The organism is Xiashengella succiniciproducens (genome assembly GCF_023674465.1).
GTDB lineage: Bacteria > Bacteroidota > Bacteroidia > Bacteroidales > Marinilabiliaceae > Geofilum > Geofilum succiniciproducens.
Map to the genome: position 1 here is coordinate 2,883,280 of NZ_CP098400.1, position 17,558 is coordinate 2,900,837.

The 17,558-nt window shown below is 41.3% G+C and carries 14 protein-coding genes, 1 tRNA gene and 1 pseudogene; 13 read left to right on the plus strand and 3 right to left on the minus strand.

All coding sequences use genetic code 11. The annotated features are described in order from the left end of the window. The first annotated feature begins 15 nt into the window (after positions 1 to 15). Positions 16 to 1,413: a bifunctional UDP-3-O-[3-hydroxymyristoyl] N-acetylglucosamine deacetylase/3-hydroxyacyl-ACP dehydratase gene (locus M9189_RS11975; protein ID WP_250723543.1), complete on the plus strand. Its 1,398-nt coding sequence runs from the start codon at positions 16 to 18 to the stop codon at positions 1,411 to 1,413. After that, positions 1,414 to 2,211 carry an acyl-ACP--UDP-N-acetylglucosamine O-acyltransferase gene (lpxA, locus tag M9189_RS11980; RefSeq protein ID WP_250723544.1) on the plus strand — a complete coding sequence of 266 codons (798 nt, stop codon included), beginning with the start codon at positions 1,414 to 1,416 and terminating at the stop codon, positions 2,209 to 2,211. A 163-nt stretch (positions 2,212 to 2,374) separates the two neighbouring features. On the opposite strand, the gene M9189_RS11985 is transcribed toward lpxA, so the two are convergent. Together M9189_RS11985 and dinB are read right to left on the minus strand one after the other, a co-directional pair. Beyond that, the gene (locus M9189_RS11985; RefSeq protein ID WP_250723545.1) at positions 2,375 to 5,314 is read right to left on the minus strand and encodes a DNA polymerase III subunit alpha; all 2,940 of its coding nucleotides are present in this window, start codon (positions 5,312 to 5,314) and stop codon (positions 2,375 to 2,377) included. Between the two features lie 11 nt (positions 5,315 to 5,325). Further along, the gene (gene dinB / locus M9189_RS11990; RefSeq protein ID WP_250723546.1) at positions 5,326 to 6,465 is read right to left on the minus strand and encodes a DNA polymerase IV; all 1,140 of its coding nucleotides are present in this window, start codon (positions 6,463 to 6,465) and stop codon (positions 5,326 to 5,328) included. A gap of 82 nt (positions 6,466 to 6,547) precedes the next feature. On the opposite strand from dinB, the gene M9189_RS11995 reads away from it, so the two are divergent. Then, entirely contained in the window at positions 6,548 to 7,336 is a 789-nt protein-coding gene (locus tag M9189_RS11995; RefSeq protein WP_250723547.1) for an XRE family transcriptional regulator, read from the plus strand. 305 nt (positions 7,337 to 7,641) lie between these two features. Here M9189_RS11995 and M9189_RS12000 read toward each other — a convergent pair. Beyond that, a tRNA-Met gene (locus M9189_RS12000) sits at positions 7,642 to 7,714 on the minus strand. An 857-nt stretch (positions 7,715 to 8,571) separates the two neighbouring features. On the opposite strand from M9189_RS12000, the gene M9189_RS12005 reads away from it, so the two are divergent. The 10 genes and pseudogenes from M9189_RS12005 (at position 8,572) to M9189_RS12045 (ending at position 17,433) form a co-directional block, all read left to right on the plus strand. Beyond that, complete coding sequence (locus M9189_RS12005) at positions 8,572 to 10,098, plus strand: hypothetical protein (RefSeq protein ID WP_250723548.1); 1,527 nt, start codon at positions 8,572 to 8,574, stop codon at positions 10,096 to 10,098. 64 nt (positions 10,099 to 10,162) lie between these two features. Further along, the gene (locus M9189_RS12010) at positions 10,163 to 10,681 is read left to right on the plus strand and encodes a hypothetical protein (protein WP_250723550.1); all 519 of its coding nucleotides are present in this window, start codon (positions 10,163 to 10,165) and stop codon (positions 10,679 to 10,681) included. Then, positions 10,675 to 11,313, plus strand: coding sequence for a hypothetical protein (locus M9189_RS12015; protein ID WP_250723551.1), 639 nt, complete (start codon positions 10,675 to 10,677; stop codon positions 11,311 to 11,313). The genes M9189_RS12010 and M9189_RS12015 overlap by 7 nt, the downstream gene beginning before the upstream one ends. Before the next feature lie 133 nt (positions 11,314 to 11,446). Further along, positions 11,447 to 12,610 carry an IS4 family transposase gene (locus tag M9189_RS12020; RefSeq protein WP_250723552.1) on the plus strand — a complete coding sequence of 388 codons (1,164 nt, stop codon included), beginning with the start codon at positions 11,447 to 11,449 and terminating at the stop codon, positions 12,608 to 12,610. Between the two features lie 50 nt (positions 12,611 to 12,660). Further along, a pseudogene (locus tag M9189_RS13015) lies at positions 12,661 to 13,029 on the plus strand (transposase); the annotation flags it as partial. Between the two features lie 623 nt (positions 13,030 to 13,652). Continuing rightward, positions 13,653 to 14,825, plus strand: a complete 1,173-nt coding sequence (locus tag M9189_RS12025) for a hypothetical protein (RefSeq protein WP_250723553.1) — start codon at positions 13,653 to 13,655, stop codon at positions 14,823 to 14,825. A 124-nt stretch (positions 14,826 to 14,949) separates the two neighbouring features. Continuing rightward, positions 14,950 to 15,375 (plus strand): hypothetical protein, encoded by a 426-nt coding sequence (locus tag M9189_RS12030; protein WP_250723554.1) that lies wholly within the window; start codon positions 14,950 to 14,952, stop codon positions 15,373 to 15,375. A 93-nt stretch (positions 15,376 to 15,468) separates the two neighbouring features. Beyond that, positions 15,469 to 16,170 carry a hypothetical protein gene (locus M9189_RS12035; RefSeq protein WP_250723555.1) on the plus strand — a complete coding sequence of 234 codons (702 nt, stop codon included), beginning with the start codon at positions 15,469 to 15,471 and terminating at the stop codon, positions 16,168 to 16,170. Between the two features lie 32 nt (positions 16,171 to 16,202). After that, positions 16,203 to 16,790 carry a hypothetical protein gene (locus M9189_RS12040; protein ID WP_250723556.1) on the plus strand — a complete coding sequence of 196 codons (588 nt, stop codon included), beginning with the start codon at positions 16,203 to 16,205 and terminating at the stop codon, positions 16,788 to 16,790. A 4-nt stretch (positions 16,791 to 16,794) separates the two neighbouring features. Next, on the plus strand, positions 16,795 to 17,433 hold the full coding sequence (locus tag M9189_RS12045; RefSeq protein ID WP_250723557.1) for a hypothetical protein: 639 nt from the start codon (positions 16,795 to 16,797) through the stop codon (positions 17,431 to 17,433). Positions 17,434 to 17,558 lie beyond the last annotated feature (125 nt).

Here is a 17,558-nt window from a genome sequence, read left to right on the forward strand (position 1 = left end):
ATACAATTCGAGATAATGGCGGAAAAACAGAGGACTATCGGGAAAGCCGTTTCACTACAAGGTAATGGACTGCACACCGGAGTATTTGTAAATCTAACATTGAATCCGGCCGAACCCGGATTCGGATATAAATTCAGGCGGGTTGACCTGCCGGGTCAACCGACTGTCAGGGCACTTGCCGACAATGTAACTTATACCCAAAGAGGTACTGTTCTTGAAGAAGGAGAAGCCAAGGTTAGCACAATAGAGCATTGCCTTGCAGCATTGAGAGGAATGGGAGTGGACAACTGCCTAATTGATGTTGATGGTCCGGAGGTGCCCATACTTGATGGCAGTTCAAAATATTTCGTCGGAGCTATAAAGGAAGCCGGCATAGTAGAACAGGATGCCGACCGTGAGTACTTTGAGGTACGTGAAAAGATGATGGTCGAAGATCCTGAGACCGGCAGTTATATAATTGCTTTACCTGACAATGGTTTTTCTGCTCAGGTGATGATCTCCTTCGACAGATCTCTGCAACTGGCCAACCAGTTTGCTACTATAGAAAGCCTCGATGCCTTTGAGACAGAGATATCAATGTGCAGGACCTTTGTATTTCTGCATGAACTGGAACCTCTGTTGAAAGCCAATCTCATCAAGGGCGGTGATCTTGACAATGCAATAATAATAATTGACAGACCTGTAGCCCAGGAGGAAATGAACCGTCTTGCCGCCTTATTTGGCAAGCCGGCCATGGAGGTTAAACCAACAGGTATACTCAATAATCTGGATCTTCACTTTACTAACGAGCCTGCAAGACACAAGCTGCTTGACGTAATTGGGGACCTTACCCTGTGTGGTAGCCCAATCAAGGGTCGTATTATAGCAAACAAGCCGGGCCATAAGATTAATGCGGAATTTACAAGGATGCTACGCAAGGAAATCCGCAAGCGTCAGCTTAAGATAGATGCTCCACACTATGATCCAAATATTGAGCCTCTCTACGATATCACAAAGATAAAGAGCATGCTGCCCCACCGTTATCCCTTCCTGCTTGTGGATAAGATTATCGAACTCCAGGAAAAGGTTGTAGTAGGGGTCAAGAATGTTACAGGGAATGAACCCTTCTTTGTAGGACACTTCCCTGAAGAACCGGTAATGCCGGGTGTCCTGTTGGTGGAAGCAATGGCTCAGGTTGGTGGTATTCTGGTACTGGGTCAGATGGAAGAACCTCATCGATACAGCACCTATTTCCTAAAACTGGACAACATCAAGTTCCGCAAGAAAGTAGTTCCCGGAGACACTCTTATCTTCAAGCTGGAACTGCTGAGTGAGATTCGCCGCGGTGTGGCAAATATGAAAGGTATGGCCTTCGTAGGTGACAATATTGTTGCCGAAGGAGAATTCATGGCCCAAATCATTAAAAACAAGTAAATGAATCATCCATTATCAGTCATACATCCTGAAGCACAGATTGGACCCGGTGTGGAGATCGGACCTTTTGTTACAATAGACAAGAACGTGATTATTGGAGAGGGAACCCGTATCGGATCTAATGCTACCATACTTTCAGGAACCAGGATTGGCAAAAACTGTAATATCTTCCCTGGAGCTGTAATCGGAGCTGTACCCCAGGACCTTAAGTTTGCCGGTGAAGAGACTACTGTCGAGATTGGCGACAACACCACTATCAGGGAATTTGCAACAATCAACCGTGGTACAAAAGCTAAAGGAAAGACTGTTATTGGCAACAACTGTCTGATAATGGCATACGTCCATGTGGCACACGACTGCGCAATAGGCAACAATGTAATTCTGGTCAACAGCGTTCAGGTAGCAGGTGAAGTAGAGATTGACGACTGGGCCATAGTAGGCGGGACGACTGCAATACACCAGTTTGTCAGAATCGGTGCTCATGTTATGGTAGCAGGTGGCTCCCTCGTTAGTAAGGATATTCCTCCTTATGTCAAGGCCGGTCGTGAACGCCTATCCTATATGGGTGTCAATTCTATAGGACTGCGACGCAGGGGCTTTACAAATGAGCAAATCAGAGATATTCAGGACTGTTACCGTGTGCTGTACCTGTCAAAGCTAAATAATACAGACGCCCTGGCAAAGATAGAATCAGATCTGCCTCCGACACAAGAGCGTGAGGTGATAGTAAGCTTTGTCAGGAATTCTCAACGCGGAATCATTAAGGGTTATACCCACGTCAGCGAAGAGGAAGAATAAGATCTATCTCAGCATAGAGTAAAACAAGCAGCTCCCACGACTTAGTGCCATGGGAGCTGTTTGTATTATTAATGCTCAGTATCTGAAAATTTGTTATAAGATTCCTCAAATAAAGGTCTGCCCTCCTATCATATCTTATGTAATCAAACTGCCTGTACGATCTCTACACACTCCGGGGATCGGGCTTTAAAGGCATCATGCCACAACGTTGTACATCAATGGATGGGGAACCATAATCAAGCATCACCCTTCCCTCTATCAGATACAGTCCCTGACCATAGAGAGGGTATTTCTTCAGGCTCTGCGGGAAGTGCACGGTATCTATAAAGTCACCGTTGATATCCAGAAAGGTACCAAACTTCATATAGGCTCCTGTTTTGGTTTTTACAGGCTTAGTGGCAACAAGCTTGCCAACTATCCTGACAACCTGACCCCTGAGTTCAGTCAGATCTCTGGCAACAGCATTGCCCCTGTATGCTGACTTGGCAAGGTCAAACATAGACCCTGAAACGGGAAAGCCCAGCAGCTCTATCTCATCATAGAGGTCCTCAAGAAATTCCGTTTTCAGTGCCGGAAGCCTGACCGTACTGCCACCGCTGCCAAACAACTGAACCACCTGCTCCTGGGATCCCCGCGTCTTGTTGAGCAACAAATGGGCTTCCCAGAGTAAAGCCTTCTTATCTACTCCAAGAAAACGAAAAGCCCCAGCACGTATCAGCACTATTATCTGTTCCAGTCCGGCCCCTGTTCTAAGCACAAAATTCTCAAGACTCTGGTAGTCCCCGTTTCGTCTCCTTTCCTCCGGGATAAGATGTGCCAGGTCATTCTCAAGATTGAGTATGCAGTCAAAGCCAAGGTAAATATCATTGCCCTCGATACTTGTCTCAAACATGCTCTTGTTGACACAGGGCAGACATATATTGGCCCCTGCCCTGCGGGCTTCGTTTACATAGACCTCCCGGGAATAAAAACCCCCGTAATTATTGAGCACGCTTACCATAAACTCCATGGGATAGTAGGTCTTAAGGTAAAGACTCTGATAACTCTCCACAGCAAAGGATGCGCTGTGCGCCTTATTGAAGCTATAGCCGGCAAATGACTCCATTTGCCGCCATACCTCCCTTGTCACTTCTTCGGGATAACCCTTCTCCCTGCAGTTACCAAAGAATTTATCCTTTATCTCTTCCAGGTGCTTTGCACTTCGATACTTCCCACTCATCATACGCCTCAACACATCAGCATCTGCCATGTCAAGGCCGCCAAAGTAGTGTCCTATCTTCATTACATCTTCCTGATAAACCATGATGCCATAGGTCTCTTCAAGGTGCTCCTTGAACACCGGATGTATGTACTTTACTTTCTCCGGATTAAAGTGCCTTTCGATATAGGCCTGCATCATGCCTGAGCTTGCCACGCCGGGACGGATTATCGAACTGGCTGCCACCAGTGTGAGATAGTTGTCGCATTTGAGCTTGGTAAGCAACTGACGCATTGCAGGACTCTCGATATAGAAGCAGCCAATGGTATTGGCTTTCCTGAGTTGCTCACCCAACTGCGGGTCATTGAAAAAGCGCCTGGGATTGGAGGTGTCAACGGTGACGCCGCGGTTGCGTCTGATAATCTCCCTGCAATCCTTGATATGTCCGATAGCCCGCTGCGACAGGATATCAAATTTTTCAAAACCCATCTCGTCGGCCATGTACATATCAAACTGCATAGTGGGCAGCCCCTTGGGCGGATAGTCTATGGCCGAGTAGTAACACAGCGGCAGGTCGGATATCAATACCCCTGAAGCATGTATCGTACGCTGATTGGGAAAATCGGCCATACTGTCATAGACCGTCAGGATGGTATTACAGACCTCGTTCTTGTTGAGCATATTGCCAGGCTCATAGATAAGACGGTCTATCTCTGCCTTGGGCAGGCCGTAAACCTTGCCCAGTTCCCGGATTATCGATTTATCCCTGAAAGTAGAGGTGGCTCCCATCAGTGCCGTATGCTCACTTCCATAGCGACGAAAGATATAATCGTAGATATGATCGCGGTCGCGCCACGAGAAATCCACATCGAAGTCCGGCGGATTCTGCCTCTTGGGATTCAGAAAGCGCTCGAAGTAAAGATTGAGTTCTATGGGACACACATCAGTAATCCCCAGACAGTAGGCCACTATGCTGTTGGCACCACTGCCCCGCCCCACATAGTGAAAGTTGCGGCTACGGGCATAACGGCATATATCGTCTGTAATAAGGAAGTAGGCCGAAAAGTTGAGCTTGTCGATAATATCAAGTTCCCTGAGCACCCTCTCCCTTGCCCCTTCATCACCACTACCGTAGCGTCTCTCAAGACCATCCATGGCAAACCTGTACAAAAGGCGCTTATCATCCCTCCTGTTGCCTGTAAAGGTGCTTCGGTTCTTGCTCGTGCTGAAATCGAAGTCAAAGCCGCACTGAAACAGCAGTCTCAGTGCATTATCAACAAGTCGCGGTTCGGCAGCATAGGCCTCCATCAGTTTTTCCCTGGAGATAAAAACCTCATCAGGACTAGCAACCTGTTCATCAGGCAATTGAGATATCAGGATATTGTTATCAATGGATCTAAGCTGACGGTGCAACTGATAATCCTCCCTGCGAAAAGACACTGAATGAATTGCGATATAACGATCGTGATACTTTCTAGGAGAAGGCAGAAAACGGTTAAGTTCCCTTGTCCTAACCCCAATATATTCGTTGTCCCTAAGCTCAGTCTCCTTTATCGTACCAAAGGGGTAGATTACAAAACAGTCGGGTAGCTCCGGCGCCCGTGCGCCCGGAGCCGCTTTCCGGAAGTTGAGCCCTGTCATAAACTGGTTAAGCTGCCTGAAGCCCTCATTATTTTTAGCTATACCTGTAAAAAGCAACTTGTTGTTATCCCTAAACTCCATCCCGGCCAGGGCCTTGATGCCTGCTTTTTGGCATTGCCTTACAAACTCAATAACGGCCGATGAGTTATTGATATCCGTAAGTACAGCAGTATCATACCCATAAGCCGTCAGACCTTCGATCAGGGCTTCTATGCTCAGAGTACCGTACCTGAGGCTGTAGTAACTATGAAGACTCAGCAACATAAGCGTGTGTGTCAAAGTGCAAAGCCTCTCACTATGGCCTGATGACCATATTTAATCCTAATCCTGTCTATAGCCCTGGACAGGTTGATATCCTCTATCCTGTCCTCAAAGAGGTCGAGCTGCTGGGCTCCCCATATAAGGTTGCTCAGCCTCACCCCTATCAGACGAATCAACATGCGACGACTGTAAAGTTTATTAAACAGCTCCAGTACCTTTTCAGAGATAAGACGTTCGGATGCCGTATAGGGCAGTTTGGCCTGCATCGTGTGAGTGTCAAAATTGCTGTAGCGTATCTTGACAGTCACGCATGAAGTAAGTCGTCCGTCCCTGCGCAGGTCGAAGGCCAGTTCATCAGCCATCGACAGCATTATTTTCCTTAGCTGCACCATGTCAATAGTATCCTGATCGAAGGTATGCTCCTTGCTTATGCTCTTATTCTGGTGAAAGGGTATGACCTCGCTATTGTCTACGCCATTGGCCTTGTTCCATATAACCACCCCGTTCTGTCCAAGTACCCGTCTGAGAGTCAGCGCATCCATCTCCTGCAGGGTACGTATTTGCGAGATCCCCATATTGCGTAGCAGAGGATAGGTCTTCTCGCCTATACCCGGAATCTTGCGTATAGACAAAGGTGCCAGAAAGCCCTTCTCAGTACCCTTCTCTACCCTGCGTTCACCACAGGGTTTGGCCTCACCGGTTGCAATCTTACTAACCGTCTTGTTGACCGAAAAACCAAGGGATATTGGGAGCCCCGTTTCCTTTATTATGCGCCTGCGCAGCTCCTGCGCCAGCTTCCACGACCCGAAGAAGCGGTCCATGCCGGTCATGTCAATGTAGTGCTCATCGATACTGGCCTTCTCAACGACAGGCACAGTCTCCTCGATAATCTCGGTGACCATATTGGAATATTTTGCATAGAGTTCCATGTCACCACGTATCAATATGGCTTCGGGACAAAGCTGCTTTGCAAGCCTCATGGGCATTGCAGAGTGCACCCCAAAGCGGCGTGCTTCATAGCTGCAGGCCGACACTACGCCACGGTCGGAACTGCCCCCTATCAACACAGGTTTTCCTACCAGACTGCCGTTGATAAGCCGCTCCACAGACACGAAGAATGTATCCAGATCACAATGAACAATAGTTCGTTCCATACTAAATAGCCCCAAAACTTTTTAACAAAACTACTATCGTTTGTATCAAAATATCTTATATTTGTTGATATAATTCATAGCAATGTCTTTACTGGCTGATAACATACGCTATCTGCGCAATCGCCTCGATTACTCGCAACAGAAGGTAGCTGACGATCTGATGATCACGCGCGGCCGTTATGCGAAATATGAAGATGGGGCCTCCGAGCCCCCAATCGACATACTTGTTCGTATGTCGCGCTATTACAATGTGAGTATAGACCTTTTGGTCACGGTGGATCTGCGAAAGTACTCCCTGAATGAGATACTTAAGTTGCCTGACAACCGCATACTGCTTCCCGTCAAGGTGGACAGGCACGGTGCTAATGTTATAGAACTGGTGCCTCACAGGGCCACCATGGGCTACCTGCAGGGCTATGCTGATCCCGAATACATAGAGAGCCTGCAAACCATCTCAATTCCCTTCCTGGGACCGGGCAAGTACAGAGCCTTCCCGGCAGAGGGTGACTCCATGCCTCCCCATCCCGACGGATCATATATAATCGGCAGGTATGTAGAAAGCATCGATGATCTTAAGGCAGGCAAGACCTATGTCTTTATCACCCGCAACGAGGGTATAACCTACAAGAGATTGCAGGCAAGGGTGGGTGATGAACTTGAACTGAGTCCCGACAATGCACTATATCATTCCTACAGAGTGCATTTGGCAGATATCTACGAGATATGGGAGTTTGCCTGTAGCATAGCAACAAGGGAATTCGCCAAAGGAGAAGTCCAGGGCGATAATATCGCGATTATGAGGATGCTCGGCGAACTAAAAGAAGAGATTAACAACCTAAAAGAAGGGAATAAGTCTCAGGGAATGGAATAAATCGGGTCAGGTATAATAGCCTCCGTCATAAACGTGTGAATTTACAAGACGCTTAAAAAGGAAAAATCAAATCAGAGCTTTGAGAGGAGCCGGTTCAAAATAGCGAATTGAAACACAAACACCCTGGAATCTTGTTAAAGACGGAAGTAAAAGCTGTTCAGAATTTGAAGCTGAAATGCAAAACATCTTTGAGTGACGGGACGAGTTACCTTTGAGTAACTGGAATAGGAGCAAACCAATCATATCTGAAAATCTGACAGATATAAAAAAGAAAGACTGTCACTCTCGTGACAGCCTCTTCTTAGTAGCGGGGGCCAGACTCGAACTGACGACCTTTGGGTTATGAGCCCAACGAGCTACCAACTGCTCCACCCCGCAGTATATCTTAAAAACAAAATGTTGTCTCTCTTTCGAATTGCGGTTGCAAATATAAGAGTTGTTTTCAGCAAATGCAACTATTCAGCCAAAAAAATGAAGCCAAAGCACTAAACTGCTTTAAGGTCAATTTTCTAAGTTCAAAATTTTAGGTTTTAGGCTATTAATTAACAGCCTCTTAGAACTGAAGACGATTTCATATTTTCCTTCCAACTTCCATTCCCAACCACGGTAATAAATATCCAATACCCTTCCTTTTACTTTTGTCTTTCACATACCATCTTCTGCACTTAGGGCAGGAGTCGATAAATCCATATATAAGCCTGTTTCTGCGGTTTTCAGGATATCCTGATATTGAAGACCTTTGAATTACCTTGTCTAATTTGTGCGATTCTTTCTTGCATAATATAAATTATTAGTCTTTATTTATCAAAGAAATTATTGAATCTAAATACCCCGGTTTTCTTGATGAAGACTAGCCGGGATTTAACTTTAAACCCCAATTATGCTGCTACTCATCTTTTTTTTTCAATTTCAATACAGCTCTCAAAGGGCTTCCAGAGTTCCGCTATTATCACCAACATTATCCCCGGAGTAATTATCGATTAAACTTTTGATAGAGGTATAACTGGTCTGAGCTTTGCTTTTAATTTCAATCTGTTCTTGCTTAAGAGCTGTGGTTGTTTACAGCAAGGGAACTTCCTGCATTATATAATTATTGATCTTTGTTTTACCACTTAATTAAGACTGCCTATGAACACGAGAGGGGAAAGAAACAACCCATCCCCCGACAAGCGAAGAATGGGTTGAATACTAATTAATTATTAACGGGGTTGCAGCCCCACTAATTTTACAAAGTTATGAAATTTAATTATTCGAATCTGTGCAGACTAAAGATAATACTTGTATCTGCATTTCTTTGTGTGCTTATGCCTTCTTGTGAAAATGATGAAACAGCAATCGCTGAAAACATAGGTAGCATTAGCTCTAACAGCAACGGCTATGTAGTTGAAGATGGATACTTGAGCTTTACTTCTCAGGATGCGTTTAATGAATACTTTATGCAAGTTGAGAATGCTTTAGGGAATAACGGTGCATTAAAGAGTTCATCGAGCAGGATTGTGGATATTGAAGGGTTTGTACCATTGGTCGATATGGTAGGTGGGCAAAGCTCATTAAAAAGTGGCAATTCTTCAGAAGAAGAAGTTTTTGTTGAAATTTTGAATGAATTAATTCCTGTCGAACCTTTACATTACTTATTAGATACCATAAGCAGGGTGAAAGTTTGTGATGATATTTTTCAAATAACGCCTTTCGGATCATTTGTTTATAAAAAGGAGTTTGAAGAAGAATTTTTTAACTTAATCGAAACGCTCCCGGATAAACTCTTTGATTACTCGCATCAGATTGATAGTGTCACATATATGTTTGGGAATGTCAAATTAATAGACACTTATAAGCATATAGAGAATCAACTATTTGATGAAAACGCAATGTTGTCCAGTATTTTAGATGAAGATAATAGCGATGAATCTTCTGGGACTTTAAAAAGTGCAAGTAGTAAAATTGATTCAAAATTGACTACGTTATATGGTTTAGAAAATCATAAAGTTAATGGAGGAGTTTTCCACGATAACAACCGAAGTAATTATTTCGATAGTAATACTAGGGTAAGAGTTCGATTGTATGACTATGATTTCGGGGTATACAAGGGCGCAGGTTTTACCTGCAAGTTCCAAAAAAAGAAGAAACAAACCGTTACAGTACGCAAGTATGGCCTATTTGGTCCGAAAAGGGAAATAACCTTATATACATATTGGTCTTCCACAATTAACCCTGAAATAGCGATTGGGATAGACTTCTTTGAAGGTTATACTGAATTTACCGATTTTGGTCTTTCTGTGGATGAGAATGGCTTTCCTATAAATTATAATCACCATAAGACATTCTCTAAAGGAATAGCTTCTTTGGTTAAAAAAGGGACAAATTATTTATTTGAAGATGTAAGGGGTTGGGCAGATAGAGGATGGTTGTTTGAAACAAAATTAAAATTTAACATAGGAAGCAATGATGTAAATCTTCTGAGAGAAGCTTATGATGCTGGCACGGATGTAATTATGTCTGAGGTTCGCAGTCAAGTTTATAATACTGTTCAGACAGCAGCACCAACTAGATACATAAAGCGTGATGAAAAGTTATACCCTAACAGAAGATGGGTAACATATTGGGGGGTTAATGAATACAAAAATCGCGGTCATATCGATGTCACCCTAGGTTTACCCTCTTATGGAATTCCAGCACCAAATAAGTTTCATATAAAAGAAGTGTATATTTTCGGTGCAGCTAAATATAATGGTAAATGGAAAGGTGTTAGGTTATATATGTAATTTTATATTAAAAGTTAAGTGAAGCGTTCCGCTTTACTTAACTTTTCTAGAAAACAGGATATTTATGAAAAACATTGCGTTCTTGATTTTTTGCAGTTTTGCTACAATTGGGTTGAACGCCCAGACAAAACACTTTGTTAACTTAAGACTTGTCCAGCCGGGTATCGAATATCAATTTGGGATAAAGAATGATTTACTTGCGACCATAGATTTTGGTTTTGGAGTAACTAATCTATCCTATAATAGTGAAGATGGCATGGAGCTATATTTATCTACTCTTTCGAATCTCTCAATAAAAAAAGTCTATAACAATAATAAGGTCATAAATCGGAATAATAGTTTATTGTCATATTCCGGAGACTATTATGGGATAAGGAGTTTTATGTATAATAGAAATGTGAGCGACCATTCAGATAGTGAAAGTTTCAATTTCGCTGTTGGACCTGTTTGGGGAGTTCAGCGGTATTATAAACTGTTTTATTACCAATTTGAGGTAGGAGTAGGATATTATAATGTAAAGGGGGAGAATGATCTTGCTCCTTTAGTAAGGGTCTGTGCAGGGATAAATTTGAAAAGATGGTAAAAAGTTTATTCTTCTTGTTGTGCATGTTATCCGGATTTTGTCATTCCGGCATAGCGCAGCTTAGCTACAGGTTGGAGTTAGGCGCAGGTACAAGTCCTTATTTTGATTATAATGTTGCCCAAACAGTTAGCGGTGGTGTTGGATATAGTTTCTTTGAGGAGTTAACTGTTTTTGGAGGCATTAATATGTTCTCCCAGAGATCTTACCTTTTCCCCTTTGAGAAGGGAACTGAAGATGAGGTGTGGGAGGAAAACAGAACAGAAAGTTTCACCTCCTTTCTTTTGCAGGCCGGAATCCATCATTCACTGACCTTGAAAACTTTTACAAAAGACAGGAGCCAGTGGGAATACACCCGGATAGGAGTGTTCCCTGAAGTAAATGCATACTTCAATCCACACCTTAAACGCAAGTATAATGCCGGTGATGGCGTGGAATACAAAGCGCCGTATTCAACCCAGCTTGCTTATGGTTTTGGTGGTGGAATTTTTTATGGTGCATGGAGTAAGTACCTTGCCTTAAAGTATGAATGTAATACAATAGATAATCCGGAGAGTATCTATAAAATAGTGCCGGATATGGATAAACGCGGCAGATTTAACCATGTGATAAGCCTGATTCTTGTGTTCAGATAATATGTTCGAACATTACTGTCCCATTAAAATCTAAAAAAGTTCTTTGAAATATTTGAAATTTAGTTAATTACAGAGGTTTTTAGAGCGAACGGACTTGAATTTTTAGTTTTGCATCAGATAAATCTGAATGCATATGTATCAAGACAAATACGTTTTCGCTCAACTGGTCTCGTTTCTAAATCGAAGCAAATTCAATCGTATTGTTGCCAAATACAATGGAGACAAATACGTGAAGCATTTCACTTGTTGGAATCAATTGCTTTCTTTGATGTTCGGGCAATTGTCAAATCGTGAAAGTCTTAGAGATTTGATTGTCGCACTTGATGCTCATCACTCCAAATCTTATCATCTGGGCTTGGGCAAGAATATATCAAAATCATCTCTGGCCAGAGCCAATCAAGACAGAGACTATCACATCTTTGAAGAGTATGCTTACTATCTGGTAAACGAAGCCAGACAGAAACGAGTTGCTGACATCTTCAAAATTGAAGGCAATGTCTATGCTTTTGATTCAACGACGATTGACTTGTGCCTTTCCGTATTCTGGTGGGCGAAGTTTCGTAAGAAAAAAGGCGGAATCAAAGTGCATACATTATATGATGTGGAGACACAGATACCAGCATTTTTCCATATCACGGAAGCTTCTGTTCACGACTCTACTGCAATGAAAGAAATCCCTTATGAATCAGGCTCATATTACATATTTGACCGTGCATATAATCACTTCAAAATGTTGTTTAAGATTCATCAGATAGGAGCTTTCTATGTTTTAAGAGCCAAAAAGAATCTACAATGCAAGATGATAAAATGGAAACGAAGATTGCCCAAGAACGTACTTTCAGACGTAACAATTGAATTGACAGGTTTTTATCCTAAACAATACTATCCAGAACATCTTAGATTGGTCAGATATTGGGATGAAGAACAAAAGCGTGAGCTTGTATTCTTAACCAATGCGATGCACATTTCTGCACTTCAAGTTGCTGACCTTTACAAGAACCGCTGGCAAGTCGAGCTTTTCTTCAAGTGGCTAAAGCAACATCTAAAAGTCAAGAAATTCTGGGGAACTACTGAAAATGCTGTTCGAATTCAAATCTACGCCGCGATGTGCACTTATTGCTTGGTGGCAATCGTCCAAAAAGACATGCAACTTGACAGAAGTACATATGAGGTTTTGCAGATACTGAGTATTTCTTTAACAGATAAAACTCATCTTCGAGACCTATTTGAGAGAACTAAATTTCAAAATGACAAAGAACGTTTTAGGCTTAGTGAGCCAAATTTGTTTAATTTTTAATACCGTCCCAATTTTAATGGGACACTAGTGATGAGAATCATTTTGTTACCAGAATAAAAGACAACATTCTTTTTGAGTCGATTAGGGAGTGCGACCTTCCTGATGATAAAGATGAGCATATTCTAAAAGATGAAATAATACGGCTTACTGGTAAATCGGCTATAGGAAATGGGATGGACATGGTGGAACTGCGCCGCGTTGTTGTTTATATCGAGGAAGGAAACCGGACGGTAGAGTTGATATGCAACAATTTGGAGTGGAGTACCGCTACAATAGCTGAACTTTACAGAAGGCGTTGGTTAATTGAGACCTTTTTTAAGCTAATAAAGCAAAACCTTCAAATCAAAACATTTTTAGGAACAACCCCCAACGCTTGTAAGTCACAAATTTTCATTTCTTTGATATGCTATCTTCTATTAGAGCTTATTCGTAGAACAATAAGTAAAACAAAACATCGCTTTGGGCACTTTGTTACCCTAATAAGGGTGTGTCTTACCCAGTACAATAGACTGGGATACATCGTCAACGAAATTAAAATAGGAGTAAGAGATGCACGCAAAAAGCAGAAGCCACCGCCAAACCTTTTTAGTTCTCACCATGTAGAGAAAGATTTTGAGCAGCTAATTCTTGGTTTTTAATGGCTAAGTATTTAATTATAAGCAACTAAATAATTTGAAAATAACTAAAAATCAAATTGTTCGGACACGTATGATTTGTCAAAGAAATATTTAATCAAAATACTCCGTTTTTCTTAATGTAGATTAGCGGAGATTTAACTTTAAACCAAACACTATGTTAACATTTCTTTTTAAAATACAGTTACGCTGTCAAGTGGCTTTCAGAGTTCCACTTTTATCACCGTTATTTTGACTGTAAGGAGACTTCCTGTATTATATAATATTAATCTTTGTTTTACCACTTAATTAAGACTGCCTATGAACATATGCGGGGAAAGAAACAACCCATCCCCCGACAAGCGAAGAATGGGTTGAATACTAATTAATTATTAAAGGGGTTGCAGCCCCACTAATTTTGTAAAGTTATGAAAATTTTAATTTTATTTGCTGTGTGTGTTTTATGTAGCTGTAGTAAAGATTCTAATGATTTTGCAGTTGAAGAACAATATGATAGTGAATTAAGTGCTGATGAGGCTTTGCTTAAGTCTCAATTATCTAAAGCAGCTTCAGTTTTGTCTCGTTTAACTTCAATCTCTGAAGTTGATGAAGAATTGAAGAGTATTGGAAACACGTTTGAAGTTGCTGATAGTTCTTTTTCTTTAAAGGAAATCTTAACTCAAGAACCTGTATTGAAATCAACAGAAGATAAATTTGCAAATTTACGTGCTTGTTTTTATAAAAATAGAGATTTAAAAAGTGTAAGTCCTATTGATTCATTATTATCTTCGATTATAGACTATGATTATGTAATGTGGATGCCATATCCATTAGAGTGGTATCCCGACGACAGACAATTCTTAACTATTGTTTCTCATCCATTGGATAATGAAGTAGAAGGAATAGGATACAGATGGATAAATGGAAAGCTTGAGGAGGTTTTAGTTAATGATGATTACAATGAGGAGTATCCAGTTTTGATTGTTACCCCAAAATACCTTGCAGGTGATGATTTGAATTTAAACCTATCTAGTAGCTTGAAAAGCAGTGTGGGTGATGAGATCTTGCAAGTTAGGATAGGAGAATTCAGAACAAGATCAAAATTTGGAACAGGATTTTTTAAAAAGAATGTGACTTTTGAAATACACAGGGGGCAAGGGGAGGTAAATGCCGATGGTAAAACCATTACCACGAGCTGGCCGACCAAAATTGGTTTTAACGTTTCTAAAAAGCATATAAAAGCAGCTAAAAAGGGCTGGACGAAGTATAAAAATGGGGGCTGGGTATCCGTTAATGTTTTATGGGATTATAATTGGAAAAAAGGAAAAACTGAGCAGGGTTTAGTTTTAGTTTGTACTAGTGGATCTGATAAAAAAGAAACTGTAACAGTTAGTGTTTCTGCAAATGAAAAGGGCGATATAAGTGCTACGATTAAAGAAGAAACTAAGCTGGAGGTTAAAGGTAAAGTTGTTGGAAATGCAACAATTGATAGAGACGGTTTCTTGAAAATGAATAAAAGCCATTATGAGATGAGAGGCGCATGGGCTGTTCACTCAGTTCATGGGGATGTGAAATTCACAATGCCACATTCATTAAACTAACCTTCTATTTAGCTCGTTTGGATTTGTCCAAACGAGCATAGTCGCATTTCATTGAATAAGTCAAAATGAAACTGATATTTAATGATTATCCTTATTATTTTTAAAATCTTAAAACATATATTTAATGAATCAAACATCCAGGTTATTAGTATTAACAGGAATATTTTTCCTAATATCCGCGAAGGGGTTTTCTCAATTTGGAGTTTCCTATTACTCATCTTCGCTTTCCAAGATTGGCTTAGGCTACGACTTCAACGACAAATGGAAAGTCGAAGCGAGGCTGTATAGCAATACGATTGCAGAAGATATTACCCCGGAGTTGGTGCTATGCTACAACGTTGTAAGCAAAGAACGCCACAATATTTATATCGGCATTGGAGCTAATATAAATTATTATACCGGACCCGTGCTGCCCCTTGGAGTAGAATTTCGACCTCTTGAAAAACTCGACAAATTTTCTTTGCTAATCGAGCTACAACCATCGCTTGATGTTGATCTTCACGAGGAGCTCACGCTGCAAAGCCACTGGGGATTGAGATATAGATTTTGATAAGCTTATTGATAAGCAATATTACTTGGCATATTATTCTTTACTACCATAAAGTCAGGTTGGCTTTATGGTAGTATTCATAATATCTTCAAAATGGTGAAAGTTTTGAGATTTATGTTCAAACGATTTAAATACTGTTACTTGCTTCTTTTTTGCTGGCTTTCCTTTGCTGCTCAAGCACAAACGGCTGCAATGTTTGAGTTTGGAACGGGTTTTCAGGGCGATGAGTGGATGAATTATGATGCAGGTATTGCTTTTGGCTACAGCGTTATAAAAGGAGAATCCCTAAACAAAGGCGTCTCATTAACAGGATTTGTTGGTGTGAAAGTTCAAAAATTCCCTCTTGTTTCGCAGGCTAGTTTAAGGGAAGATGAGGATAAGTTTAACGGGCTAACAACTAATTTGTGGAACTTCCCTATTTTCATGGGTTTGCGTTCTGCGTTTAATGTTTTTGAAGTGAAAAAAGGAACTGGAAACTATATCGGGGTTTTTCCTGAGTGTCGCTTGTATTTTTCACCTTTCTTGCCGCGCAAGATTGATTATCTTGAACACCAAGAGTACCCCGAACCTGATATTGTGAGAAGCATAAAAGGAGAAAGGATGTCGCAATGGGCTAATGGTTTTGGGGGAGGCATATATTATGGAAATCTTAATAGGGCTTTTTTAGCCCTTAAGTTTGAAACAAATAGCATTGATTTATTTGAAAGCTTGCGCCCCTTGGACTATAAAAATGATGTCTTTGGGAAACAAGCTCGCCAGTATATTATTTCCTTATCACTGTATGCGATTATTTAGCAATATCGTCTTATAATTAAAAGTGTTAACACATGAAGTATTTACTAAGTATCGTTTTAGTTATTGGTTTTAGTTGTACGAAGATTCAAGCACAGGAAGCTAGTGTTGAAAGGAGCATCTGGGGTGCCCAGATAATAATGCTTCCCTTGTCTGTTTATAACGAGTCAAAGCTCACCAACGAAATAGCGTTGCGTAGTGAACTTTCATGGGGCTTTAGTTGGTCCGGAGGAGGATATTATGATTCTTCTGTTCGTTGGGAAGTTATACCCTATCTGATTGTTGAGCCTCGCTATTATTACAATCTAAACCGTCGCCTGGAAAAAGGAAAGAGAATTGATGGGAATAGCGGCAACTACCTGTCTCTTTACACCTGTATTCAGCCCGGTATTGGTTTTAAATCAGATAATGCCAGGATTGACCCGGGGGTCTTTGTTATCCCAATGTATGGTTTGAAGCGCAATATAGGAAAGCGTTTCAATTTTGAGCTTGCCTATGGAATTGGTTATGGATGGATTTTTGAAGAGTACACTTATTTCAATGGGGAGACACATCGCGAAACCGATTCAGGAGTTCTTTTAAATTTCCGTTTAGCGATAGGCTATATGTTTAAGAAGGGGTGAAACGATGGTAAAAAGTTTATTCTTCTTGTTGTGCATGTTATCCGGATTTTGTCATTCCGGCATAGCGCAGCTTAGCTACAGGTTGGAGTTAGGCGCAGGTACAAGTCCTTATTTTGATTATAATGTTGCCCAAACAGTTAGCGGTGGTGTTGGATATAGTTTCTTTGAGGAGTTAACAGTGTTTGGAGTCATTAATATGTTTTCTCAGAGGTCTTATCTATTTTCCTTTGAGAAGGGAACTGAAGATGAGGTGTGGGAGGAAAACAGAACAGAAAGTTTTACTTCCTTCCTTTTGCAGGCCGGAATCCATCATTCATTGACCTTGAAAACTTTTACAAAAGACAGGAGCCAGTGGGAATACACCCGGATAGGAGTGTTCCCTGAAGTAAATGCATACTTCAATCCACACCTTAAACGCAAGTATAATGCCGGTGATGGCGTGGAATACAAAGCGCCGTATTCAACCCAGCTTGCTTATGGTTTTGGTGGTGGAATTTTTTATGGTGCATGGAGTAAGTACCTTGCCTTAAAGTATGAATGTAATACAATAGATAATCCGGAGAGTATCTATAAAATAGTGCCGGATATGGATAAACGCGGCAGATTTAACCATGTGATAAGCCTGATTCTTGTGTTCAGATAATATGTTCGAAGCAAAAACGCACAAGACGCACTGCAGTGCGTCTATACAATCACCGCATCATTCTAATTGCATCCGAAAACCCCGATCCATATCATCATTTTTTGCAGGTTTCAAAAAAGAATACA